This is a genomic window from Natranaerobius trueperi (assembly GCF_002216005.1).
GTDB lineage: Bacteria > Bacillota > Natranaerobiia > Natranaerobiales > Natranaerobiaceae > Natranaerobius_A > Natranaerobius_A trueperi.
On record NZ_NIQC01000001.1, the window covers coordinates 34339 to 56719 of the forward strand.

Genomic DNA, 22381 nt, shown 5'->3' on the forward strand with positions numbered 1-22381 from the left:
CCTCGTTTTGAGTTTATTCTACCCTAATATCAATATGAGGTTTTGGGTTAACATCAATGTTTAAAGAACCTGACTCTATATAAGCTCTTTTAGCTATATCTTCTAGATCAACCTGTACATCACCAGGTGTATAGTCAGTATTAACACCACCTTCAACAAAGTTAATATCAGGTGGATTTTCAGGAACTAAACCAAGATTTAGTTCCTTTTCAGGCCAGATTTCTTGTAATACCTGATCTATTAAAGGGTTACCTTCATTTTCTATTTGTTGTAATTGGTCTCCAAATGAAGCTATACGCCCGATAGTTTCAAGAGCAGTTTGCATACCTTCATTAGCTGACTGTTCTCTAACCCTAACTAATCCATAATAACCCAAATCTTCTAAGGTTTGAGTATAGTCAATCTCTACCTCGGAAAATTCTTTAGATAACGAAAGTTGACTATCTTGTTCTTCGATTTGATAGTCTCTTCTACTAGCATCTATTTCAGATTTCATAGGAGTAGAGTTAAGATTAAGTTTTCCAAAATTAAAATCAATTTGTAGATTATTATTTATCATTAACTTACCCCCTTACTGAAGAAAATCCATCAGTGTGGGCTGGATAATTCTTGCACCAGCAGATAGTGCCATTCTATGTACATTTTCTTGGTTTTTTAGCTCCATAATAGTTTCTGCCATATCAGCATCTTCTACTTCAGAAAGCTCTTCTTTAGTTAGGTGTTCAATTTCTTGTAGTCTGTTTTTACTCATCTCTAGTCTATTTTGTCTAGCCCCTACTTCAGCTTGGTTTTCTAGGTTTTTATCTATCCACCCATCAATTTCACCTAATCTATCATTAGAAAGTGAATCAGTATCACCATCTTTTAAATCCTGATAGATATTTTCTAAAGTTTGAAACATATTATCTTGATTTTCTATATCATCTTCGTCTTCCGGAAATTCTTCACCAAATACATCAGTTCCAGTTAAGTTTTTATTAACTGTTACATCAGAACTAATATCAACTTTTAAATCACCTTCATTGCCGTTATATGTAACACCAGTGTTACCATCTGCATCTTCAATTAATTCAAAAGGTTTTTCAGTGGTATTATGACCACCGAAAATATGCTTTTGATTAAAATCACTATTAGAGACTTCAACTAAATGACCCTTTAATTCACCTACTTCTTCAGCTAGAGCATCTCTAGATCCTTGATCTAAACTATCACTTGCACCGTATACAGTAAGTTCTCTAACTCTTTGAAGAACGTCATTTACTTCACTTAAAGCTGAATCAGTACTAGTTAACCAAGAATCTGCATCGTCTATATTTTGCTGATATTTTGCTAGTTCACCTTCTTCTGTTCTCATACCCAAAGCACGTGCAATCCCTGCAGGGTCATCAGAAGGTCTGTGGATACTCTTACCAGTTGAGAGTTTTTCTTGTGTATGATTCATTTTTCTTAAGTTAGAGTTTACATTTCTAAGCATATTATCTGACATCATTTTATTTGTAACCCGCATATAATACCCCTCCTATTATTATCTACCGACAGTACCCATGCGGTTGATAATAGTATCTAATGATTCATCTATAGTTGTGATAACTCTAGATGCAGCATTATAAGCATGCTGATGCTTTATCATATTAGTCATCTCTTCATCTAAAGATACACCACTTACTGCTTCACGTTGGTTTTCTAATTGACCAACAAGAAGCTCTTGGTTTTCTACCATACGCATAGCTTCTTGTGTTTCTACTCCAAGATCAGCTACAGTTGAATCTATAAAATCATTAAAAGTAGCAGTACCATCTATATCATCTAAATCTTCTATTCCATCAAAAGTATCTTCATTAACATTTTCATGGATGATAGAATGACTTTTAAGATCAGCTAACCTACGAGCATTTTCACCATTACCAAGATACTTACCTTCATCATCTTTTTCATATCCTGCATTAATTAAGTTAACATCTTGTTGGATTTCTTCATTAACATCTATAAATCTACTACCATCATTTTTAAATTCAAAGAAATCATCTTGTCTATTATCGCCATTCCCCTGTGCTTCATAATGGTTAAAAGCATCATCAGCACCATGAATTGCATTAAAGCTTTCACTAAGCTGGTAGGTAAGACTTCTTAGTTCATCTATATGATGGTCGACTATTTCATCTCGTGATTCAATTAATCCATTCATCTCACCTTCACCAAAGTTTACCTCACGCTCAGTATGATTCCAGATAACCTTACCACCCTTTGGTTCACTATCTGGAGTTTCTAGAAAATCATCATCTTCTTCTATTTCTAGTTCATCTTCAGGTATATACTCTAGTTCATTTACATCTGTACCATTAACTAAAGATGTACCACCAATAGTAACACGAGCATTACCCATATCATCTTCAGAAAGGTTGAAATCAGTTAGTTCAGATAGTTCATCTAACAGCTGATCACGCTTGTCCCTTAGATCATTAGCATTTTGATTACTTTTAACCTCTACATTTTGGATTTGTTCGTTTAAGTCAGCTATTTGATTTGCTTTTGAGTTAATATCATCAACATTTATCTTGATGTTTTCATCTAAATCTTTTTTTAGATCAGTTAACTGATTATACATATGGTTAACTGTATCTGCTAGAGATACACCACGTTCTTTTACTTGAGTTCTAGCAGTTCTATCTTCAGGGTTTTGAGATAACTCTTGTAAAGAGTCCCAGAACTGATCAAACACATTCCTGATTCCAGAGTCTGAAGGTTCACTATAGATACTTTCTATTTTTTTAAGGGTATCATATTTCATGTTCCATTCACCTTTAGAGTTGGTTTCATTTCTTATTTGAGTATCTATAAATTCATCACGAATCCGATCGATACTTTCTGCTTCAACACCTGTACCAATTTGACCCGCTCCATGAGGGCTATTTATCCCAGGTCTAGAATAAGGACTTGTTGCACTCATATTAACTTTTTGTCTAGTGTATCCTTCAGTATTAGCATTAGCTATATTATGGCCTGCTGTATCTAGGGCTTTACTATTAGCAAATAGTGCTCTTCTAGCTGTTTCTATTCCGAAAAAGCTTGATCTCAAGTTAATCTACCTCCCAACAAAGCGTGCATTACATTTTTTTATCTAAAAAATTCTTATTTCCTGTAGTTGTTTTATTACTATCAGTCGCTATATTACTAGAGTAAGTTCCTGGATCTTCTTTACCCGCTCCAGAAACTATATCTAAACTAAAGTTTATATATGAAAGTGATTGTTCTATTAAAGAATGGTTCTTAAAGTTTAAGTCTTTAAGTGTAGTAATAATATTTTCAAGACTATTAAAAGTACTTTCTAACCTAGCTTTTTCACTACTACTTGCATAATCAATAATTTTAGAAAGAGTTAAGTTATCTTCTTTTTCTTGTAGTATTTCAGCTAAATGAGAAATTATCTCTAACCTTTGTTTTTCAAGTTCACTATTTTGAAAAACAGCTTTTTGTTCTTGTTTTACCACTGGTTCTAACTCATCTATATGTCCATTAACAAGGATCTGTTGTTTCTTTTCTCCGTAATGTATTAGTAACTCATAAGTTGCTAACTGTTCTTCTAGATTATCTGCTAACTTTTTAAATAAGTTTGACATATTAACACCTCTTTTTTTACACTTCTCTATCAAAACTACCTTGTTGTAGCATCTTATCTGCAATCTCTTTTCCAGATACATCATAGTTACCCTCTGAAATAGATTGTTTAAGTTCATTTATTCGATCAGACTGTTTTTCATCTAGTTTTGAAATTTCATTTCTTGCACTTTTTATTTCCCGGGAAACACCAGTTAGTTCTAAAGCATCTCTTTTTTTACTACTAGAATTACTTTTTTCATTATTTTCGACTTTAGAAGTTTTTTCTACCTTAGATATATTTTTTTGATATGCTTTTAAAAACTGATTATAGTTACCAGAAATTCTATTCATAGTACTCACCCCAAAATGCGTAGTAAGAGCTAAAAAAGCTCTCATAAATAAAATCGACCGATAGGTCTAAATACTTTAATATTTAAAACCTAAAACGGTCGATTCACACTCGATCTAGTTTAATTATGTTTAATTTACTTTAATTTACTTAGTTATTTTCTTTTTTACTACCTTTTATCTAACCGATCTCTTATGTGTATCTTACCTGCTTCTTTTTGTTCTTCTTTTTTAGTTGTAGAAGATTTAAACCCTTCCTTTAGCTCTTCTTGACAACTTTCACAGTACTTACCTTGAGATATTTCAACTCCACAGCGTTCACATTCAATACTAAGTCTAGTAAATTGTGTAGTTATTAATCTACCTTCTTCAATAAACTTTTTAATCTGTTTTTGTGTTACTTCAGTTTCAGTAGATACCTCTAATACTGTAGCATTTGGATGTTCATCTAAATAGTTTTTCACCTTTAAAAAACAATCTTCTTCTTCTTGAAAACAATCAGGACAAATATTTCTACTCACCTTTAAAAATAACTTACCACAACTTTTGCAGTTCTTTAAATTTTCCATAATGATCCCCCTTTCTTAATGGGAAACAGTTAGTGCTGTAATATTTTTACAACCTGATTTTTCTAATACTTTAGTAATCTCTAAAATTGTTGAACCTGTAGTTATTATGTCGTCTATGATTAAAATTCTACTTTTGCTGTTATTTTCCTTCTTAGAATTTAAAGTAAACGCTAAAGAAAGTTCATTTTGTCTACCTTCCTTTGACAGGTCCTTTAGTGGAGAAGTCTCTTTAGATCTATTAACTAATTCTAATAAAGGTATATCTAACTCTTTTGAAAGTACTTTAGCTAACAGAAAGGATTGGTTAAATCCACGGTCTAATAGTCTTTCTTTGTGAAGAGGAACAGGTACTATGTAGTCATAAGGAAGAGAAAGAAAGATATTTTTAAGTGAGCTTTTTTCATGATATTTCATAAGTGTAACTGCCATAAGTTTTCCGAGGGGGATAGCTAACTCACGTTCTTTAAAATATTTAAGTCTGATGATTAAATCTTTTAAATAACCTTTATAACTTCCTGTATATATGACAGGTACTTGGGGTAAATTATCAAAATTATGGGTAAACTTATTTGTTAGGAAAGATAACGTGTCTAATTTTTGTAAGCATTCATAACATATATAATGAATATCTGTTAAATACAAATTATTATCTTGATAACTATACGGTGGATAAAATATTTTATTTATCTTTTGTAAGTTTTCATAACAAAGTGAACAAGTTTTACCTTTAGTTAACCGATCCCAAATTGTTTTCACTTAATATCCCCTCTTCTAAAAACAGGATTTATTTAATCTCTCGCGAACATTAGTTATAAAGTGGAAAAATGAATAAAGGAGGATGTTAGTATGGTTAAAATCATAACTGATAGTGGAAGTGATCTACCACAAAAGTTAGCAAAAGAAAATGATATAGAAGTTATGCCCCTTTACTTTCATATAGAAGATAAAGAATTTAAAGATGGGGATATTGACCCCAAAGAACTCTATGATGAAATGAGAGCTGGTAAAGGTACAAAAACAGCACAACTAACCTATATGGATCTAAGAGAAACCTTTGAAAAGTATGCAAAAGATAAAGAAAGTGTAATCTACTTAACCTTTTCTTCACAGTTATCAGGAACATATCAAACAGCTTGTATGGTAAAAGACGAGCTATTAGAAGAATATCCTGATTTTGATCTTACAATTATCGATACTAAGTGTGCTTCACTAGGTCAAGGGATGGTAGTATATCGAGTAGCACGACTAAAACATGAAGGCTATGATAAAGATGAATTAATAAAAGCTGCTAACTTCTACAAAGATCATACTGAACATATCTTTACAGTTGATGATCTTGAATATCTTAAAAGAGGTGGTAGAGTTAGTAAAGCTTCAGCATTTGTAGGTGGTATGTTAAATATTAAACCTATCTTACATGTAGAAGATGGTAAACTAGTTCCAATTAAAAAAGTACGAGGTAGAAAGAAAGTTCATAAAAACATGACTGATTTAGTTGAAGAAAGAGGTATGTTATTAAAAGATCAAGTTATTGGTATCAACCATGCAGATGATAAAGAAGGTGCTGATAAATTAAAAGAAATGCTTAGAGAAAAGTTTGGCTGTAGTGAGTTTGTAGAAGGTATGATAGGTTCAGTTATTGGTGCCCATGCCGGACCTGGTACCTTATCTGTTTATTTTCTAAATAATATACCGAAAGATTATTTAGGTCTATTTTCTAATCAATAATCTAAAAAACCAAGTCTTTTAGCTTCTCTATTCATATTAATTATTGTCTTTTTTGCTTCTTTCATAGAAGGTGTGATCTTTTCACCTATAAAAAGAACCTCTCCTTGGGGTTCTTCTTTTTTTCTTCCTACTCTACCAGCTATTTGAATCAAGGTACGTGATTCAAATATTTTATGATGACAAAATAGTACAACTACCTGTACCCCAGAGACTGTAACCCCCCGCTCCATAATAGTTGTAGTAACTAAAATATCTATCTTTTTCTTTAAAAAATAATCTCTTTTTTTATCTCTCTTTTGATCCTTTGATGAGATACTTTCTATAACAAGATTAGGATATAAGTGTCTTAAAGTATTTGTAACAGGTTCTATAAGTGAAATAGCTGGTACAAATACAAAAATAGGTTTTTTCCCTCCATAGTGAATAAAAAACCTTGTTAGCTCTTTTGGAAGTTCACTAAAACCGAGATAGTTAATTAACTTATCTAAAAAGTTTTCTTTATCTAGTAACCTAAAACTTCCCTTTACTAACTCTGGTTCAGGAGCTGGATATTTATGAAATCTAGAAGGTACAGTAATTAATTCTAACTTACTTTTAATAAATTCTTTATCAGGTGTAGCTGTGATATAGATCATCTGAGAATCTTTTTTACCAGCCCGGTAAACTAACTTTGGTAGTCTTTTACTTCCCTTGTAGGGAAAGGCATCTACCTCATCTAACACAACAAGATCAAAAAAGCTATAATATCTCATTACTTGATGAGTAGTAGCCATTACTAAATCTGCTCTAGAATATTTGCTTTCACTACCTCCATAAAGAGTTAGCATATCAGTATCTATAAAAGCTTTTTGAAACCTTTCAGATAACTCTTTTACAAGATCTCTTCTAGGTGTTGCATAAAGTACTTTTCCACCTTTATCTAATACATGTTTAATAGCACCAAACACCGTTTCAGTTTTACCTGCTCCACAAACAGCATAAACTAAAGCTTTGTCATAGTGTTTTTCTTTAACAAAGTTTACTGCCATATCATAAGCTCTTTGTTGTGCTTTAGTTAAGGAAAACTCAAGTGATAGAAGTGCTTTCCTATTTTTATTTTCACCCTTACTAGAAAATAAAAATAGTGGTGTACAACTTGTTGACTCACCTGTCATAAAACAATCTCTACAAGAAAGACAGTAGCTACTACACCTTACACACTCTATCTCTTTTACATTTGTTGAACCACATCTAAGACAGATACCCTCACTTTTTAAGGTGAAAATATCTCGAAAAACTAAAGACAACATAGTTTTTAAATGTTTATGTTTTATTGATACCACACCTGGTACAATTATTGGTTTAAGCTCTATTATCTTTTTTATTACATCATTTTTCGGGTAGAATGAAGCGATTTCTGAAAAAAGAAGTGCTCTACCTGATACTTGTTTTTCTAAATCATTAGTTACTTTTTTTTGATTCCAAAAAACAAGTTCAGGTTGATAGTTCTCCCAAACTTTAGAGATGGTCTTACCTTCTTTTCTTAGAAGAAAGTTGTCATTAAATCTAAACAAATTTGTCATATCTTCACCTCAGTATTAGATCTTTATTACTTCTCCTTTTTCCTTTTAAAACCCTTTATTAAAAGATAGGGTCAAAAATAAGATATATACTAACCTAATTCGCTCTTATAACATCTGACAACTTGTTACTTTAGTTGATTTTTTCCAAAAGTTTCAATAAAATACCTTTTATATCGTATTGTCGAATTAGATTAGTTTGTGTCTAAAGAATATATTTAATAAATTCACTATTCTTACAAGACACAGACACTACTTTAGAAAGGTGGCGATTTATTAAATGAATAAATCACAATCTAAATTTACAGGTAGTATAAGTAACAAGCTAGCACTTTACTTTGGTTTTATCTTGTTACTAGTTTCTCTAGTAATGGGAGGGCTTTCGTACTTTACAATTACAAATGCTTTAGTTGATGAAGTTGAAGCTATTCTACCTGAAAAAGCTGATGATGTATCAAACTTAGTTGAAGAAAGATTATCAGCGTATTTAGTAGAACTAGAATATTTAGCTGATAGACAAGTTATAAAAACTATGGATTGGGATGACCAAGAAGAGATGTTAGAAGAACATCTAGATGACTCTGTTTACAATCAGCTCGGTATTATTGATCCTGATGGTGTTGCTCGATTAACTAATGATTACCCTATGAATATTCGTGAACATGAATATTTTCAAGATGCTATGGATGGTGAAAGTAATTTTGCTGATATGTTAATTGAAAGAGTTACTGGTCCTTTGTTTGTTGGAGCAGTTCCTATATACGATGGTGATGATATCACTGGTGTACTAATGGGAAGAATGGAAGGAATACATCTAAGTGAATTAATTGAAGATGTTAGATTTGGTGATGGTGGACATGCTTACATAGTAAATAGAGAAGGTACTATAATTGCACATGAAGATGATGAGATGGTAATAAACCAAAAAAATATCCCTGAAATGGCAGAAGAAGACGAGGGTCTAACACCACTAGCGAAAGAAGTTGAGTACATGGCACAAGGAGAAAGTGGGTTTAGTGAGTATCAAGATGAAGGTAATGATATGTATATTGGCTATGCTCCAATTGAAGGGACAACCTGGACTGTTGGTGTAACTGCAGAACGTGATGTAGTTTTAGATTCACTTCCTGCTTTTCAAAGGTTAATAGTTATCACAACAGCTGTTGTATTAATTCTAGGTGCTATAGTAACTATTATACTCGGTAAGAGAATAGCAAACCCATTAAAGAAAATGGCAGAAACTGTTGAGGGGTTAGCTGAAGGTGATTTAAATCAAACCTTATCTAAAAACTTCTTAAAAAGAAATGATGAATTAGGTAGGTTAAGTACATCATTTAATAAGATGACAGAAAACCTAAAGAACTTAGTTAACAAAATATCAGAATCAGCGGAACAGGTGGCAGCTTCTTCTGAAGAGCTAACTTCAACTACTGATGAATCATCTAAAGCATCAGAAGAAATCTCTTTTACTGCAAATGATGTAACTAAAAGTACAGAAGATCAATTAAATGAAATCTCACAAAGTACTGAAGCTATAGAAAGCATGAATGAAAAAGCACATGGTTTAACTGAAAGTTTCACTACACTAAATGAATTAGGTCATACTACTTTAGAAAAAGCTGAAACAGGTAGAGACAAGATGGATAATATGTCTAATCAGATGGATCAAATAGATGAAAGTTCTAAAAACATACAAAGTGTATTAGAACAGATCACTGAAAGTTCTAAACAAATGAATGATATTATTAATACTATTACAGATATTTCAGAACAAACTAGTCTTCTTGCTTTAAATGCAGCTATTGAATCAGCTAGAGCTGGTGAACATGGTAAAGGTTTTTCTGTTGTAGCAGATGAAGTAAGAAAACTTGCAGATGAGTCTCAAAAAGCTGCAGAAAAAATATCTAATTTAATTAATGATAATCAAAAACAAATTGAAGAAGCAAATAACAAAATGGAAGAAGGCGCAGAAAATACCGAAAAAGGGCTTCAGGTAACAAAAGAAACTTTATCTACCTTTGAGGAAATTACTCAATTAGTACATAAGATGAGTAAACAGGTAGAAGAATCTACTAAAGCTACGAAAGAACTATCTAATGAAGGTGATCAGGTACTTTCTTCAGCTGAACAAATGAAACAAGCAAGTAGACAGGTAGCAGAACAGATAGAAAATGTCTCTTCTTCTACTGAAGAACAAACAGCAGCCATGGAAGAAATAGCTTCATCTAGTGAAAGATTATCAGAGCTTGCAGAAGAACTACAAAATGAATTAAATAACTTTAAGTTATAAACATTAAACCGACCTCCCTAATCTTATATGGAGGTCGTTTTAATAAAATGTTGGGGAAAATGGAATTTTAAAGAAATGTGTAGAATTAAAGGCGTGAAACAAATTACAATTTATAGGGGATGAATAAAATGGAAATGTCGTTACCTGTTTTACTATTTCAAGGAATACCTGCTTCTATCGCTCTTTCAATATTTGTATTAGCTATTAATAATTCTTTAAAAGAGAATTGGAAATCAGGTATAATACTAGGCTCTCTACTAGGTATTTTTGTTTATATTACTAGGTTATTACCTCTAGCCTTTGGAACCCATACTCTAGTTTTTATTAGTGCTTATGTTATCCTATTTCGAGTGTATTATAAATTTAAGTCATATAAAATTATAAAAGGAGTACTTCTTGGTTTTTTAATAATAACATTTAGTGAAATAGTTAGTTTTGTATTATTACCTACTGTTTTAAATAGTCTTTGTGACCAGGTTATTGAGACAAGCTTTTGGATAATTATACTTGGTTGGTTACAGATCATTTTTCTTTTGTTAGCATCTTTTTTAATGACTCGTAAAGCTAATATTCTAGAAAGGAAGAAACAACATGTTTGAGGAATATATCCATAAAAAATTCTCTGCTTTAGGAAATACCATAGGACAAAGTGAAGTAGCTATTGAAAAAGCAACATATGGTTTTTTAGCCCTTATATATACCTTAATAAATATTATAGCAGTGATCACAGTCTCCTATGTTTTAGGAGTTCTTTACCCAGCATTAATATCTTTAATAGCTTTTGCTTTACTAAGGCATTACTCTGGGGGGATCCACAGCAGTCATCCTCTTGGATGTATCTTGATTTCAGCACTAGCATTTCCCTTACTAGGAAAACTTTCTTATTTTATCAACTCAACATTTAATGGTTTAAATAATTCTATATTAATTTTAATTTTTATTATTTCGTTATTGGTGATATCTAAAAAAGCACCTATAGATACTCCACAAAAACCCATCAAGTCTTTAGATCATAAAAAGAGGTTGAAAAACAGTTCAATATTAATTGTATGTCTACTATTCATTTTTTCTTTGATAATACAAAATCATTCTCAAATCACTTTAATTTCTATCCAATTAGGTGTTATCTTTCAGATTTTAATGCTTCCTCCTATAAATATACGGAAGCAATAATAAAAAAACAAATTTTTAAAAAAGGAGGTAAAACTATGTCAAAATTAAGAATTGCTCTATTAACTGGTTTATTTACCGTTCTTTCTCAAATTGCAGTTACAAGTACCGCATCTGCCTCTCTTATGATTGCATATCAACCTAAACTACCTAAATCTCTTCGGTAGTTATGATTTTTTACAACTATTTTAAGGAGTAGGTATTCTTACTTGAATATCTACCCTCTTTTTTAAGGTAGGGATTTTATATGAGTTGGAAAAAAGAACGACTAAAAAAATTACAAGATATAATAATAACTACACAATTCTTTGCTATTATTTTAATCACAATGGCAATTTTCACATATTTCAGACCACATTATTTGAATAACATAGTAATTAATCATACATTCTATCTACTATTCTTTTTAGTAATGCTCGTAGCTGGTATTTTATACTTTGAAAACACATTTAGAAATGATAAAAACTTATACGAGGAAAAAATATTAAACTATAGCTCAATACTAAACTTAATACTATTTATTTTAACAACTATCATAGTTTATTTGACAAAGCAGTCAGAAACTTTTATTTTTATTGAATTTCTATATATACTCCCTGTCTTAACAATTTCAATAAGTCATGGTTTAAATTATGGGTTGTTTTTTTCAGCAGTAGTGAGTGTTAATGTGTTATTTTTTAATAATAGTTATTTAGAGCTAAATGACTCCCTTGAAGCTACTTTACTTTTTATTGGTATATTATTCTTATCCGCTTGGTTAAGTGGAAGTTTTACAGAACTTGAAAAAAGTACAAGATCTAATTTGGAATCATTAACTAATATTGATAAATTAACAGGGCTTAGTAACCATAAACATTTTCAAGAAGTTCTTAAAAATGTTTTAGAAAATAAACATTCATATTCTGAAGTATCATTGATTTTAGCAGATATGGATTATTTTAAATTCTACAATGATAGTTTTGGTCATACACAGGGAGATAGATTATTAAAAGAAGTTGGACAAATTATTGATCAAACTGTACCAACGGACTGCACTCCTGCACGATATGGTGGGGATGAATTCGCTATTATCTTACCAGGCTATACTGATATAAAAGCAAAAGAAATAGCTGAAAAAATAAGGTTAGTAGTTGAACAAACTTCGTTTTATGGAGAAAAGCATATACCACATAATAATATAACTATTTCTTTAGGTGTTTCTTCAACAAAGCACAATTCAAGAAACTCTAGATATCTTATAGATGCAGCAGATAAAGCTCTTTATAACTCTAAATATACAAATAATAATAAAGTTACATTTTATTTTTCTATTCTCAATAATATTAATGAATCTATTAATAAAGAACAACAAGGTTTTATTTACTCATTAAAAACTCTACTAACTATCATTGATGCAAAAGACAGGTATACATATGGTCATTCAGAAAGAGTAGCTAATCTTTCTGTAGAGTTAGCTCAAAACTTGGGTATAAAAGGACAAGAACTAGAAAATTTAAAGATTGGTGCATTTCTACATGATATAGGTAAAATTGAAGTTGATAGAAGCACCTTAACAAAACACGGTAAATTAGATGAAACTGAGTGGGAAATCATGAAAAACCATACAGTTTATGGGGGTGAATTAGCCGCAGCTATCAGTAGAGTCTATAACTGTAGTGATATTATAAGGTCTCATCATGAAAATCTTGATGGGTCAGGATATCCAGATGGACTTAAAGGAGATGAGATACCTTTTGGAGCTAAAATACTGCGTATTGTAGATAGTTTTGACGCTATGACTACAAAAAGACCATATCGTCCAAACCTAACAGTTGAAAAAGCTCTAGAAGAGCTATATAGATATAAAGGCATATATTATGATCCTAAAATATTACATGTATTTAGCGAGCTTATATGTAAATATCCTGAATATAGAAAAGATCATTATGCTAACGCACCATAACAAATGGTGCGTTAGCATACAAAAACTAGATCAACCCTTAAATTTTAATAATATTCTATAGTAACTTTTTTACCCATATTCTCTAACCTTTCTTTAATACCTTTAATAACTTGAGTTTTAATCCCTAGGTCCGGTAAGTCAGGATTTTGATGGGCTTTATTTATGGCCTCGCCTACATAAAAATGCATATGTGTACAGTCCTCAATAAAAAGTTTTGTTAAACGGGATGCACCATCTTTTGACTGTGAACTCCAAGAAGAATCTTTTAAGTGGGTATCAACTAAGTAGTCATCTATATTTTCAAGTACTTTTGATAATGTGAGCACACCTTCTGTTACTAAATCAAACCCCTCAATTTTAGCAACAGGTGGTACCTCATCTGTACCAGTTGTAACATCAACTTCTATATCTCTACCCGTTTCTCTACTTACTATATTTGCTGCAGTTCCGCCGCAAATAATCTTTTTACCTTTTGATTGTAAAATTTTTTGTACCAGTTTAGAGTCATCATTTTGATCTTTCGGTGGACCTGTAAAAACTTGTAATTTTTCAGTTTCACGAGCTTTTACAACAACAATTGAAGTATCGTCCCCTGGTTTTTCATTAGATAAAAAGTTTGCTGTATCTATAACTCTTTTAGAAATCAACTTGGAACATTTTTCTATTTTTGATTGTTTAACTAAATACTTGGCTACATTTTCCCACTGCCAACCTGAGGTAAGTACCTCTCCTTCCCCTGCATTTATTACTCCATCACTAACAAGGACTATACTATCACCCTTTATTAGCTGGACTTTACTTTCTAATATTTTTTTACCATGTATTATTCGTTCTTTTTTATTTAGATTGACTAACCTACCATCTCTGATAAAAAAGACAGGTGGGTTATCATATTCTACAATATGGGTCTTTCCACTCTTTGATATCTTTAAGATTGTTAAGGTAGAGTAGGCTAATTTACGAACATTACAAAATGGTAGTGTACTCGTTATTGTTTCAATTGTTTCATATAAAGTTGCTCCACCTTCTAACATAGTTCTAGCTTTTCTTGTAGTTGTTCCGAGGCCATCAGATAAAATAATTATAGTATCTTCACGAGTTTCAATAATTTCTATATTGTCCCTAGATAGCTCTTCTTTGTTCTTATTAATATAATCATAAGCATAATCTATAAAAAAACCCAACTACCCACCCTCCTCTCTTAGTTCTCCTAACAGGTATATTATTCCAAAATATCTAATCTATGTTTTGCTATCAATAAATCTACCATTTTACCATAGCTTTGTACTCCTTCATCTTGTCGATTTGCAACTAGATAAGTGTTATTTAATCTAGTTGAAACTTCTCGTGTGGTGCCATCATAGTGCTTTTGATATTCTCTTGCTGCTTTTATATCTCGTCTTAGACCATCACTATATTCACTTCTGATCTCTAACCAAGTATTAACATCATACCTGTGTAAAACATTCATAGTATAAGTTAGTGCCATCATAACACCAGAATATTGAAAATCGGGATCAGGATGTTTAGTACTAGTTAAATAAGCTATATAATTTGCTTCATCTTCTCTTGCAAAACCAGCTTGATGAGCCATTTCATGATTAATAGTAAAAGGAATCATATGATGTGGCATATTGATATTTACATTAGCTTCTGCTGTAAAAGGAAAATAAAATCCACCTATTCCTGCATAAGAAAGTAAAGGAGATAATATCACACCTTTTGGTCTACCATAATTACCAGAAAGCTCTGGATATGTCTCAGATGCAATTAAAAAACCTTTATCAGCTCTATTAAACATATCCCAAAAACCATCTGAAATTTTCATTACACCATTTTCATCTTCTTCTACTTGCTTACGTAACTCATTCGCCCGGTTAGTTAAGCTTAAAGCTAAGTTTTTTAGTTCCACTACAGTAGTATCTTCAACATGGATATCAGAAATTTCTTCAAAAGTATATCTATTATAATTAAAGCCCCACATAAAGTTAAAGACAACAAAAATAACTGCTATGATAGTTCCTAAGCGTGTTAACTTTTTAGGTAGTTCATTTAAAAACTGTCTTGGGGTAATTATCATAATTGTTACTTTATTAATTAGCTGATAGATAATAAAACAGGTTATAAAAATAATTAAAAGTTCAGCTATCGAAAAGGGAACTACTCCTGTTAATAAACTATAAGGTCTAATAACCCAGTAGTATACTGTTGTTGAATAAAAAGATTCGATAATTGAAGGAAATCGATCTTGAAGTAGGGATATAATTAAACCTAATATTAATAGTCTATAAAGACTTGGTTTAATAAATCTTTTCATAACTCCCCCCCTAAAAGACTCTCTTCTTAATTGTACCATAGGGCGAGATAATTCGACATTAAGTTTAAAAGGATAAGTAAATATCTGAGATAGAAAATGCTTGCCGACAATTAGTCGACAAGCATTTTTTAGTTTAAGTTAACATCTTTATTTTTAAGTTTAACTTGTGGTGATATCACCATAGGACTGCCACGCATTTTATCAGTTATTTGTGCTACCATCATAGCATTTTGTTCACCTGCAGGGAGTAGTAATCGTTCCATAGAATTTTCTAACTGATCTCTTGTTATTTCTTCCTGAGAGCGATATACCAGTGTAAATTCAGTAAATATCTCAAAAAGACCCTCAGGTATGAACCATGTGCGGCAAGTAGCAGCTAAAACTATAAATTCTTTAGTTCTTTTTTTAATCTGATAGTTCCAATCAGTTGATAAACGATGCTTTGTCCCTTCTTGATTAGATTTTCCTAATGTTCTTGCTTCAATTTTCTCTAATTTAGTTTTAACATGCTCTAATTTTGGTCTTTGTTGTTCCATTATCAAATCTCTCCTTTATTTATTTACTAGTTCTTTAATAAAGTAATCAATTAAGTGTTTTCCAGCTAGATGATCACCTAAAGTTTCTGGGTGCCACTGTACACCCAATATAAAACCATTATATTCTATAGCCTCTACTAATCCATCTTGTGAATAAGCAGTAGCAATAACACCAGAAGCAAGATCTTTAATACCTTGATGGTGAAAACTATTAACCCTAACAGAACTTTTGTTACAAATATCTTTTAATAAGCTATTTGATTCAATATTAATATTATGAGTAGCATAATTTGTTGGGGCACTTTGTTTATGTTTCATATCTGTTTTTTCTTTTAAATCTTGATAACAGGTACCACCTAAAGCTATATTCACAATTTGCATCCCACGACAAATTGCTAATATAGGAATAGTTTTTTCAATGGCTTTTTTTATAAGATAAAGCTCAAGCTCATCCCTACCTGGTTCTATCTTACCTTGACCTTCTTTAGGTTCTTCATTAAAAAAGTAAGGATCAGGGTCTTCACCACCAGTAAGTAAAATCCCGTCAAGTTTTTCTATTAGATGGTCTAGTTTATCTAAATTTTTTAATAACCCTTCACTTGGGTTAGGTAAAACTACAGGAATAGCACCACTATCTTCTATACATTTTGTATTAGTATGTTTTATTTTAGTACTAAAGGTTTCATAATCATGATAGGCAGTCACCCCTATTATGGGAACACTCATCTTTAATCCTCCCTTAGTGATTTTCTAACTCCTGGGTAAGCCTTTTTTCTTCTTCAGGAGGAATTCTAACATATACAAGTATAGAAGTTTCATTATATTCTACATCTAATACTTCACCTACTTGATGTAGTCGTGCTTTTAAGTCTTCTCTGTGTATTGGAAACTCAAAATACTTTCTTACCCAATGTTTTTCAAGTTGAGTTTGAATAGCTTTTAATAGCTCTGAAAAGTTCTGTTTATTTAAAGCTGAAATTGGTATCTCATAAGGATAATTAGAATATAAATTAGGATCAGGGTCATTAACCTGATCAATCTTGTTATATACTTTAATAGTTGGAGTTTTTTCTATCTCTAAAGTTTTCAAAACTTCTTCAACAGCTTCTATTTCTTCATCCATATGATTGCTTGAAGCATCTATTACATGAAGGATTAAATCAGCTTCTTCTACTTCTTCTAAAGTAGCTCTAAAGGCCGCTACTAAATGATGAGGTAACTTATTAATAAACCCAACTGTATCAGATACAAGTGATTTAGAACCTGATGGAAGTTCTAGTTTAGCTAGCTTTGGATCTAATGTATTAAAAAGTTCATCTTTAGCTGTAACATTTGTATCTGTAAGTTTAGATAGAAGTGTGGATTTTCCTGCATTTGTATAACCTACTAACGATATTACAGGTAGGTTTTGTTTTTTACGGTAGTTTCTACTTTCCTGTCTTCTTTTTCGTACTTCAGTTAATTTTCTCTTTTTTTCTTGAATCTGTTCTCTTATATGACGTCTATCTATCTCTAGTTTTTGTTCACCACTACCTCTAGTTCCGATACCACCTGCAAGCCTACTTAATTCTTCTCCTCTACCTACAAGTCGTGGTAGTAAATATTCTAATTGAGCTAGCTCTACCTGTAGTTTTGCCTCTTTTGAATTGGCTCTTCTATTAAAAATATCTAAAATAAGTGCTGTTCTATCCCAAACAGTAACTTCTAACTCTTCCTCTAAATTTCTAGTTTGTGCAGGTGATAGTTCATCATCAAAAATCGCTATATCACATGAAAGCTCTTCACAAATAAGTGAAAGTTCCCTTGCTTTTCCCTTACCTATAAAATAGCCTGGATGTGGTTTACGTCGTTTTTGAATTACTTGAGTAACCACTTCAATACTAGCTGTATTAGCTAGTCGTTCTAATTCTTCTAGTGATTCTTCTGTACTAAATCTTATATGTTCATCTGTTAAACAAAGACCAACAGCTACAGCTCTTTCTAAGCTTTTATCATTTTTCATATAAAACCTCCAAGTTTTGTTCTCTAATGGTTAAATTTTCATTATAATGAGAAGCATATAAAAAGTATACATCTACTGTCAAATCCTCTGAATTAGCTTTAGCTAGTTCTTTTCCTTTTTCACTTAGGTTAAAGTAGATTTCTTCTTCAATTTTTCCAAAATCATTTTTAAGTTCATCTAGAATAAAATAAACCTCTTTTTTATCTGTTAATTGTTCTCCCCTTTTAATATATTGTAGATCTTGATATTTCTCTTTATTATCTAGTACCTTTTTTCTTAGATTAATAGTATCAGTAGTGAAGTGATCAGGAGTTGTTTCATTTTCTAAAATTGAAACAACACTAAATTGACTAGATGCCCGTTCAACTTCATAATACTCTTCTGGATAAAAGATCGCTACTGTAATCGGTATAAAGTTTTCTTCTTTATCACTTACTTCTCCTTTAAGGTTTAATAGTACTTTATCTTCAGTATATAATTCCTTATTTCCTTTTACTTCGATACTAATATCATCTTCAAACATAATATGCTGATATAGCGGAATATAAAACAACCAAACAGATATAGAAAAAAACATAAATAATACAAAAACTCCTATATAAAAATTACTATTTCTGCCTAACAGTAACCACATCATATATATTATCAGTAGAAAAGCAAATACTCCTACTAAACCAACTATCACAAGAGTTGTCATATAAATCCCCTCCAAGGCTTTCTCTCTATTATTTCCTTTTATCAGTCCCTTTACATTAATTCTCTAGAATATATTTTTTTCCTATCAAAAAAATATATTCTAGACAGGCTTACTTGCAGGACTTAGGAATTTTTTGGAGAATATTATAAGTAAGTAATTTATAATTATAAGGTAGACTATTGAAAGGAGTTGATCAGCATGGCTGATAAAGAAACAAATGTTGGTAAGGTGAATAATCTTTCCACTGCGGAAAAGGAAGATAATGTTGAAATAGTAGATGATGTCATTGCAATAATCGCTGGAATCGCTGCTAATAAAGTAGAAGGTGTTAAAGGTATGACTGGTGGATCATTTGTAGGTAACATTGCAGAAAGAATGGGTAAAAAAGATCTTGGTAAAGGTGTAAAAATAACTACTGAAGAAAATGAAGTACATGTTGCTATTAGTATTGTAGTACAGTATGGCGTTAAGATTCATGAAACTGCAAAAGAAGTACAAAAAGCAATTAGAGAAGCTATTCAATCCATGACTGGATTAGAGGTTCCTGCTGTTCAAGTTAATGTTCAGGGTGTTGAAATGGACCAAGAATCTGAAAGTGAATATGAAACAATGGAATAATCCTTACGACACGGCTTTTAGCCGTGTCTTTTTTTTAAAAATGTTAATTAGTAATTATTATTTTTATAAATTAGAAAGGAATTACGTAATTTTATGTCGAAATTAATATACACCACTCTTATAAGGCCCACCCTGTTATAATCGCCCCCCTTTAGGCCCCAGCCTTCAGGGTGGGCCTTTTTTTTTAGCTTAATATAATTTTCAAACAAAATGGTCACTATAATTTATGACCAATTTTTTAAACTTTTGACACTAATACTGTGAAGTGCTAAAATGTTTTGAATAATAAACAAGGAGTGGAACAAATGAAACGAGAAGAGATTATGGCTGAAGTTAAAGATAAAAATGTGGAATTTATTAGACTACAGTTTACTGATATAACAGGTGTACTTAAAAATGTTGCTCTTACAGTATCAGGGCTTTCATCCCACGCTTTCAATCGTGGGATGAAAGCCTTTTTTTAATAAAATTAAGTTGTACTATGAAGCAAAAACATATACAATTAAATCATATGAAACAAGAATATAGAAGAACTAAAACGAAAACAAGGGGGTGACTAAATGGAGCAAACAGTAAAAATAAAACTAGTGCCGACTAAAAACCAAGAAAAACATCTGACCAATATTTCAAAAGAATATATTAAAACTATCAATGCTTTGGTATCTAAAATGGTACAAGAAGAACAAGCATTAAAGCTGTCGTCAAAAGATGTTCAAGCATCTATGCCAAGTGCAGTAAAAAATCAATCTATTCGTGAAGCAAAAAGTGTCTACCGCAGATCCAAGAAGATAAAAAGAGTACCAGTCTTAAAAAAGCCCGTCTGCATATGGAACAACCAAAACTATAGGATAAAAGAAAACACAATTGAATTTCCAGTGTACATCAATGGTAAATCAAAACGAATTGCAGTAAAAGCTATTTTAACAGAGTACCAACAGAATCTATTAAAAAACAAATTAGGGACACTTCGCATCACGAAAAAATCAAATAAATGGATCGCCCAAGTATGTGTAACAGTACCAGAACCCAAACCTAAAGAGACTGATACAGTAATGGGAGTAGATCTAGGATTGAAGGCTCCAGCTGTTTCGGTAACAAGTACCGGAAAAACAAAATTCATAGGAAACGGAAGAAAAAACAAGTATATTCGCAGAAAATATAAGTTAAAACGTTCTGAACTAGGTCAAGCCAAGAAATTAAATGCCATCAAAACCTTAAATGACAAAGAACAAAGATGGATGAAAGACCAAGATCATAAAATTAGCCGTAAAGTGGTTGATTTTGCAATAGAAAACCAAGTTTCGGTCATTCGCTTAGAAAAACTGTCAAATATCCGAAACACGGCAAGAACAAGCCGTAAAAACGAAAAGAACCTACATACATGGTCATTCCACCGGTTAGCATTATTTATTGAGTACAAAGCAAAACTAAGAGGTATAGCAGTAGAATATGTAGATCCAAAATATACGAGTCAAACTTGTCCCATATGTAGAAATCGCAACCATGTAAAAGACAGAAACTATCAATGCTCATGTGGTTTTAAAACCCACCGAGATCGGGTAGCAGGAATGAACATCATCCATGCACCTGTGATAGATGGAGTAGCGTAAGCAAAAGTCTATCAGCCTATACTGCTATATGCACTGGTATGGGAAGGGTACTGGCATACCCTTAACTTGGGAGCTGTCTAAAGCAGAAATGAATTGAGGACGCATAGCTACCCGAGAATCCTACGCATTTATGCGTGTGGAGTGTCAATGTTAATCAGTTAGAAAAGGCCTTAGATGGTGAGTTAATGTTTGATGGATCTTCCATTGAAGGGTTTGTAAGAATTGAAGAATCAGATATGTACCTTCGTCCCGACCCAAATACATTTATGATCTTTCCTTGGAGAACTAATAGAACAGTCGCTAGAATAATCTGTGATGTCTATGATGCAAACAACGAACCTTTTGTTGGCTGTCCTAGATGTACCCTACAGCGAGTAATAGAAGAAGCCAAGGAAATGGGATATACTATGAATGTGGGATCAGAAAATGAGTTCTTTTTATTTCATACAGGATCTGATGGTGAGCCATTATTAGAAACTCATGATAAAGCTGGTTACTTTGATTTAGCACCTGTTGATAAAGGTGAAGAAGCAAGAAGAGATATGACTATCACCTTACAACAGATGGGCTTTGAAATAGAAGCTACTCACCATGAAGTAGCACCAGGCCAACATGAAATTGGTTTTCAACTTGATGATGCTTTAACTACTGCAGATAAAATTGCTACCTTTCGTTATGTAGTAAGAACCATTGCAAAAGAACATGGTCTTCATGCTACTTTTATGCCAAAACCAATCCAAGGGATCAACGGTTCTGGTATGCATGCTAATATTAGTCTATTTAAAGACGGAAAAATGCTTTTTATGACCCAGAAGGTGACCGAGAATTAAGTGATGATTGTAGATATTTCATTGGTGGACTACTTCAACATGCAAAAGCGATATCTGCTATCACAAACCCTACTATTAATTCCTATAAAAGGTTAGTACCAGGTTATGAAGCACCAGTTTATATTGCTTGGAGTGAAAAAAATCGTAGTCCTCTTATTAGAATTCCAGCTAAGAGAGGTACATCTACAAGGGTAGAAATGAGAAACCCTGATACTTCTTGTAACCCTTATCTAGCTACTGCTGTTATGCTAAAAGCTGGTTTACATGGTATCAAGCATAAAATTGAACCACCTGCTCCGATTAATAGAAATATCTATAATATGAGTGAGGAAGAAATGAAAGAACTTGGGATAGAAAGACTACCTGATAATTTAAAAGGTGCAATCAAGGAATTAGAAACTGATAAAATTATTCAAGATGCTCTAGGACCACATGCCTTTAAAAGCTTTATTGCAGCAAAAAATCATGAATGGAACAGCTATATAAGTGCTGTTCATCCTTGGGAAAGAGAACAATATTTAACTAAATTCTAAACTGGACCTAAATAGGTTCAGTTTTTTTTAATACA

General features: G+C 31.9%; 23 protein-coding genes and 1 pseudogene. 10 read left to right on the forward strand and 14 right to left on the reverse strand.

The window, feature by feature from the left end; all coding sequences use genetic code 11:
* Positions 1 to 13: 13 nt before the first annotated feature.
* The 7 genes from CDO51_RS00140 to CDO51_RS00170 form a co-directional block, all read right to left on the reverse strand.
* Positions 14 to 559: a DUF6470 family protein gene (locus tag CDO51_RS00140; protein WP_089022276.1), complete on the reverse strand. Its 546-nt coding sequence runs from the start codon at positions 557 to 559 to the stop codon at positions 14 to 16.
* A gap of 12 nt (positions 560 to 571) precedes the next feature.
* On the reverse strand, positions 572 to 1507 hold the full coding sequence (gene flgL, locus CDO51_RS00145; protein WP_089022277.1) for a flagellar hook-associated protein FlgL: 936 nt from the start codon (positions 1505 to 1507) through the stop codon (positions 572 to 574).
* A gap of 18 nt (positions 1508 to 1525) precedes the next feature.
* Positions 1526 to 3076 (reverse strand): flagellar hook-associated protein FlgK, encoded by a 1551-nt coding sequence (gene flgK / locus CDO51_RS00150; RefSeq protein ID WP_089022278.1) that lies wholly within the window; start codon positions 3074 to 3076, stop codon positions 1526 to 1528.
* Between the two features lie 28 nt (positions 3077 to 3104).
* The gene (locus tag CDO51_RS00155) at positions 3105 to 3617 is read right to left on the reverse strand and encodes a flagellar protein FlgN (protein WP_158212239.1); all 513 of its coding nucleotides are present in this window, start codon (positions 3615 to 3617) and stop codon (positions 3105 to 3107) included.
* 16 nt (positions 3618 to 3633) lie between these two features.
* On the reverse strand, positions 3634 to 3948 hold the full coding sequence (flgM, locus tag CDO51_RS00160; protein WP_158212240.1) for a flagellar biosynthesis anti-sigma factor FlgM: 315 nt from the start codon (positions 3946 to 3948) through the stop codon (positions 3634 to 3636).
* Positions 3949 to 4115: 167 nt separating this feature from the next.
* Positions 4116 to 4514: a TIGR03826 family flagellar region protein gene (locus CDO51_RS00165; protein ID WP_089022281.1), complete on the reverse strand. Its 399-nt coding sequence runs from the start codon at positions 4512 to 4514 to the stop codon at positions 4116 to 4118.
* Positions 4515 to 4529: 15 nt separating this feature from the next.
* A complete protein-coding gene (locus tag CDO51_RS00170; RefSeq protein ID WP_089022282.1) occupies positions 4530 to 5270 on the reverse strand; it encodes a ComF family protein in 741 nt (246 codons plus the stop codon).
* Between the two features lie 90 nt (positions 5271 to 5360).
* On the opposite strand from CDO51_RS00170, the gene CDO51_RS00175 reads away from it, so the two are divergent.
* The gene (locus CDO51_RS00175) at positions 5361 to 6242 is read left to right on the forward strand and encodes a DegV family protein (RefSeq protein ID WP_089022283.1); all 882 of its coding nucleotides are present in this window, start codon (positions 5361 to 5363) and stop codon (positions 6240 to 6242) included.
* Here CDO51_RS00175 and CDO51_RS00180 read toward each other — a convergent pair.
* Positions 6236 to 7804: a DEAD/DEAH box helicase gene (locus CDO51_RS00180; RefSeq protein ID WP_089022284.1), complete on the reverse strand. Its 1569-nt coding sequence runs from the start codon at positions 7802 to 7804 to the stop codon at positions 6236 to 6238. The genes CDO51_RS00175 and CDO51_RS00180 overlap by 7 nt on opposite strands.
* Before the next feature lie 277 nt (positions 7805 to 8081).
* Between CDO51_RS00180 and CDO51_RS00185 the strand changes: the two genes are divergently transcribed.
* The 5 genes from CDO51_RS00185 to CDO51_RS00205 all read left to right on the forward strand — a co-directional run bounded on the left by CDO51_RS00185 (position 8082) and on the right by CDO51_RS00205 (position 13203).
* Positions 8082 to 10091: a methyl-accepting chemotaxis protein gene (locus CDO51_RS00185; RefSeq protein WP_089022285.1), complete on the forward strand. Its 2010-nt coding sequence runs from the start codon at positions 8082 to 8084 to the stop codon at positions 10089 to 10091.
* 128 nt (positions 10092 to 10219) lie between these two features.
* The gene (locus CDO51_RS00190) at positions 10220 to 10690 is read left to right on the forward strand and encodes a hypothetical protein (protein WP_089022286.1); all 471 of its coding nucleotides are present in this window, start codon (positions 10220 to 10222) and stop codon (positions 10688 to 10690) included.
* The gene (locus tag CDO51_RS00195; protein ID WP_089022287.1) at positions 10683 to 11264 is read left to right on the forward strand and encodes an accessory gene regulator ArgB-like protein; all 582 of its coding nucleotides are present in this window, start codon (positions 10683 to 10685) and stop codon (positions 11262 to 11264) included. Before CDO51_RS00190 ends, CDO51_RS00195 begins: the two co-directional genes overlap by 8 nt.
* Before the next feature lie 35 nt (positions 11265 to 11299).
* A complete protein-coding gene (locus CDO51_RS13630; RefSeq protein WP_158212242.1) occupies positions 11300 to 11428 on the forward strand; it encodes a cyclic lactone autoinducer peptide in 129 nt (42 codons plus the stop codon).
* A gap of 80 nt (positions 11429 to 11508) precedes the next feature.
* Positions 11509 to 13203, forward strand: coding sequence for a bifunctional diguanylate cyclase/phosphohydrolase (locus tag CDO51_RS00205; RefSeq protein ID WP_089022289.1), 1695 nt, complete (start codon positions 11509 to 11511; stop codon positions 13201 to 13203).
* 44 nt (positions 13204 to 13247) lie between these two features.
* Here CDO51_RS00205 and CDO51_RS00210 read toward each other — a convergent pair whose 3' ends face one another.
* From CDO51_RS00210 to CDO51_RS00235, 6 genes are all read right to left on the reverse strand, one after another.
* Positions 13248 to 14387: a SpoIIE family protein phosphatase gene (locus CDO51_RS00210; RefSeq protein ID WP_089022290.1), complete on the reverse strand. Its 1140-nt coding sequence runs from the start codon at positions 14385 to 14387 to the stop codon at positions 13248 to 13250.
* Positions 14388 to 14425: 38 nt separating this feature from the next.
* On the reverse strand, positions 14426 to 15520 hold the full coding sequence (locus CDO51_RS00215; RefSeq protein WP_158212243.1) for a DUF3810 domain-containing protein: 1095 nt from the start codon (positions 15518 to 15520) through the stop codon (positions 14426 to 14428).
* 128 nt (positions 15521 to 15648) lie between these two features.
* Positions 15649 to 16056 (reverse strand): hypothetical protein, encoded by a 408-nt coding sequence (locus CDO51_RS00220; RefSeq protein WP_089022292.1) that lies wholly within the window; start codon positions 16054 to 16056, stop codon positions 15649 to 15651.
* A 15-nt stretch (positions 16057 to 16071) separates the two neighbouring features.
* Positions 16072 to 16782, reverse strand: coding sequence for a gamma-glutamyl-gamma-aminobutyrate hydrolase family protein (locus tag CDO51_RS00225; RefSeq protein WP_089022293.1), 711 nt, complete (start codon positions 16780 to 16782; stop codon positions 16072 to 16074).
* A gap of 13 nt (positions 16783 to 16795) precedes the next feature.
* Complete coding sequence (gene hflX, locus CDO51_RS00230) at positions 16796 to 18058, reverse strand: GTPase HflX (protein ID WP_089022294.1); 1263 nt, start codon at positions 18056 to 18058, stop codon at positions 16796 to 16798.
* Positions 18048 to 18755, reverse strand: coding sequence for a hypothetical protein (locus tag CDO51_RS00235; protein WP_089022295.1), 708 nt, complete (start codon positions 18753 to 18755; stop codon positions 18048 to 18050). The genes hflX and CDO51_RS00235 overlap by 11 nt, the downstream gene beginning before the upstream one ends.
* Positions 18756 to 18953: 198 nt before the next feature.
* On the opposite strand from CDO51_RS00235, the gene CDO51_RS00240 reads away from it, so the two are divergent.
* The 4 genes and pseudogenes from CDO51_RS00240 to glnA form a co-directional block, all read left to right on the forward strand.
* On the forward strand, positions 18954 to 19373 hold the full coding sequence (locus tag CDO51_RS00240; protein ID WP_089022296.1) for an Asp23/Gls24 family envelope stress response protein: 420 nt from the start codon (positions 18954 to 18956) through the stop codon (positions 19371 to 19373).
* A gap of 305 nt (positions 19374 to 19678) precedes the next feature.
* Positions 19679 to 19837 carry a glutamine synthetase gene (locus tag CDO51_RS13385; RefSeq protein WP_143824643.1) on the forward strand — a complete coding sequence of 53 codons (159 nt, stop codon included), beginning with the start codon at positions 19679 to 19681 and terminating at the stop codon, positions 19835 to 19837.
* Between the two features lie 96 nt (positions 19838 to 19933).
* Positions 19934 to 20983: an RNA-guided endonuclease InsQ/TnpB family protein gene (locus tag CDO51_RS00245; RefSeq protein ID WP_089022297.1), complete on the forward strand. Its 1050-nt coding sequence runs from the start codon at positions 19934 to 19936 to the stop codon at positions 20981 to 20983.
* 140 nt (positions 20984 to 21123) lie between these two features.
* Positions 21124 to 22346 (forward strand): annotated as a pseudogene (gene glnA, locus CDO51_RS00250) (type I glutamate--ammonia ligase); the annotation flags it as partial.
* Between the last annotated feature and the right edge of the window lie 35 nt (positions 22347 to 22381).

Excerpts from the sequence above, each read along its gene's own strand:
- CDO51_RS00165 (WP_089022281.1), bottom strand. The coding sequence starts at position 4,514 with ATGGAAAATTTAAAGAACTGCAAAAGTTGTGGTAAGTTATTTTTAAAG.
- CDO51_RS13630 (WP_158212242.1), top strand. The coding sequence starts at position 11,300 with ATGTCAAAATTAAGAATTGCTCTATTAACTGGTTTATTTACCGTTCTT.
- flgM (WP_158212240.1), bottom strand. The coding sequence starts at position 3,948 with ATGAATAGAATTTCTGGTAACTATAATCAGTTTTTAAAAGCATATCAA.
- CDO51_RS00155 (WP_158212239.1), bottom strand. The coding sequence starts at position 3,617 with ATGTCAAACTTATTTAAAAAGTTAGCAGATAATCTAGAAGAACAGTTA.
- CDO51_RS00190 (WP_089022286.1), top strand. The coding sequence starts at position 10,220 with ATGGAAATGTCGTTACCTGTTTTACTATTTCAAGGAATACCTGCTTCT.
- CDO51_RS00185 (WP_089022285.1), top strand. The coding sequence starts at position 8,082 with ATGAATAAATCACAATCTAAATTTACAGGTAGTATAAGTAACAAGCTA.
- CDO51_RS00225 (WP_089022293.1), bottom strand. The coding sequence starts at position 16,782 with ATGAGTGTTCCCATAATAGGGGTGACTGCCTATCATGATTATGAAACC.
- flgL (WP_089022277.1), bottom strand. The coding sequence starts at position 1,507 with ATGCGGGTTACAAATAAAATGATGTCAGATAATATGCTTAGAAATGTA.
- CDO51_RS00240 (WP_089022296.1), top strand. The coding sequence starts at position 18,954 with ATGGCTGATAAAGAAACAAATGTTGGTAAGGTGAATAATCTTTCCACT.
- CDO51_RS13385 (WP_143824643.1), top strand. The coding sequence starts at position 19,679 with ATGAAACGAGAAGAGATTATGGCTGAAGTTAAAGATAAAAATGTGGAA.
- CDO51_RS00205 (WP_089022289.1), top strand. The coding sequence starts at position 11,509 with ATGAGTTGGAAAAAAGAACGACTAAAAAAATTACAAGATATAATAATA.
- hflX (WP_089022294.1), bottom strand. The coding sequence starts at position 18,058 with ATGAAAAATGATAAAAGCTTAGAAAGAGCTGTAGCTGTTGGTCTTTGT.
- CDO51_RS00245 (WP_089022297.1), top strand. The coding sequence starts at position 19,934 with ATGGAGCAAACAGTAAAAATAAAACTAGTGCCGACTAAAAACCAAGAA.
- CDO51_RS00180 (WP_089022284.1), bottom strand. The coding sequence starts at position 7,804 with ATGACAAATTTGTTTAGATTTAATGACAACTTTCTTCTAAGAAAAGAA.
- CDO51_RS00140 (WP_089022276.1), bottom strand. The coding sequence starts at position 559 with ATGATAAATAATAATCTACAAATTGATTTTAATTTTGGAAAACTTAAT.
- CDO51_RS00235 (WP_089022295.1), bottom strand. The coding sequence starts at position 18,755 with ATGACAACTCTTGTGATAGTTGGTTTAGTAGGAGTATTTGCTTTTCTA.
- CDO51_RS00220 (WP_089022292.1), bottom strand. The coding sequence starts at position 16,056 with ATGGAACAACAAAGACCAAAATTAGAGCATGTTAAAACTAAATTAGAG.
- CDO51_RS00215 (WP_158212243.1), bottom strand. The coding sequence starts at position 15,520 with ATGAAAAGATTTATTAAACCAAGTCTTTATAGACTATTAATATTAGGT.
- CDO51_RS00195 (WP_089022287.1), top strand. The coding sequence starts at position 10,683 with ATGTTTGAGGAATATATCCATAAAAAATTCTCTGCTTTAGGAAATACC.
- CDO51_RS00175 (WP_089022283.1), top strand. The coding sequence starts at position 5,361 with ATGGTTAAAATCATAACTGATAGTGGAAGTGATCTACCACAAAAGTTA.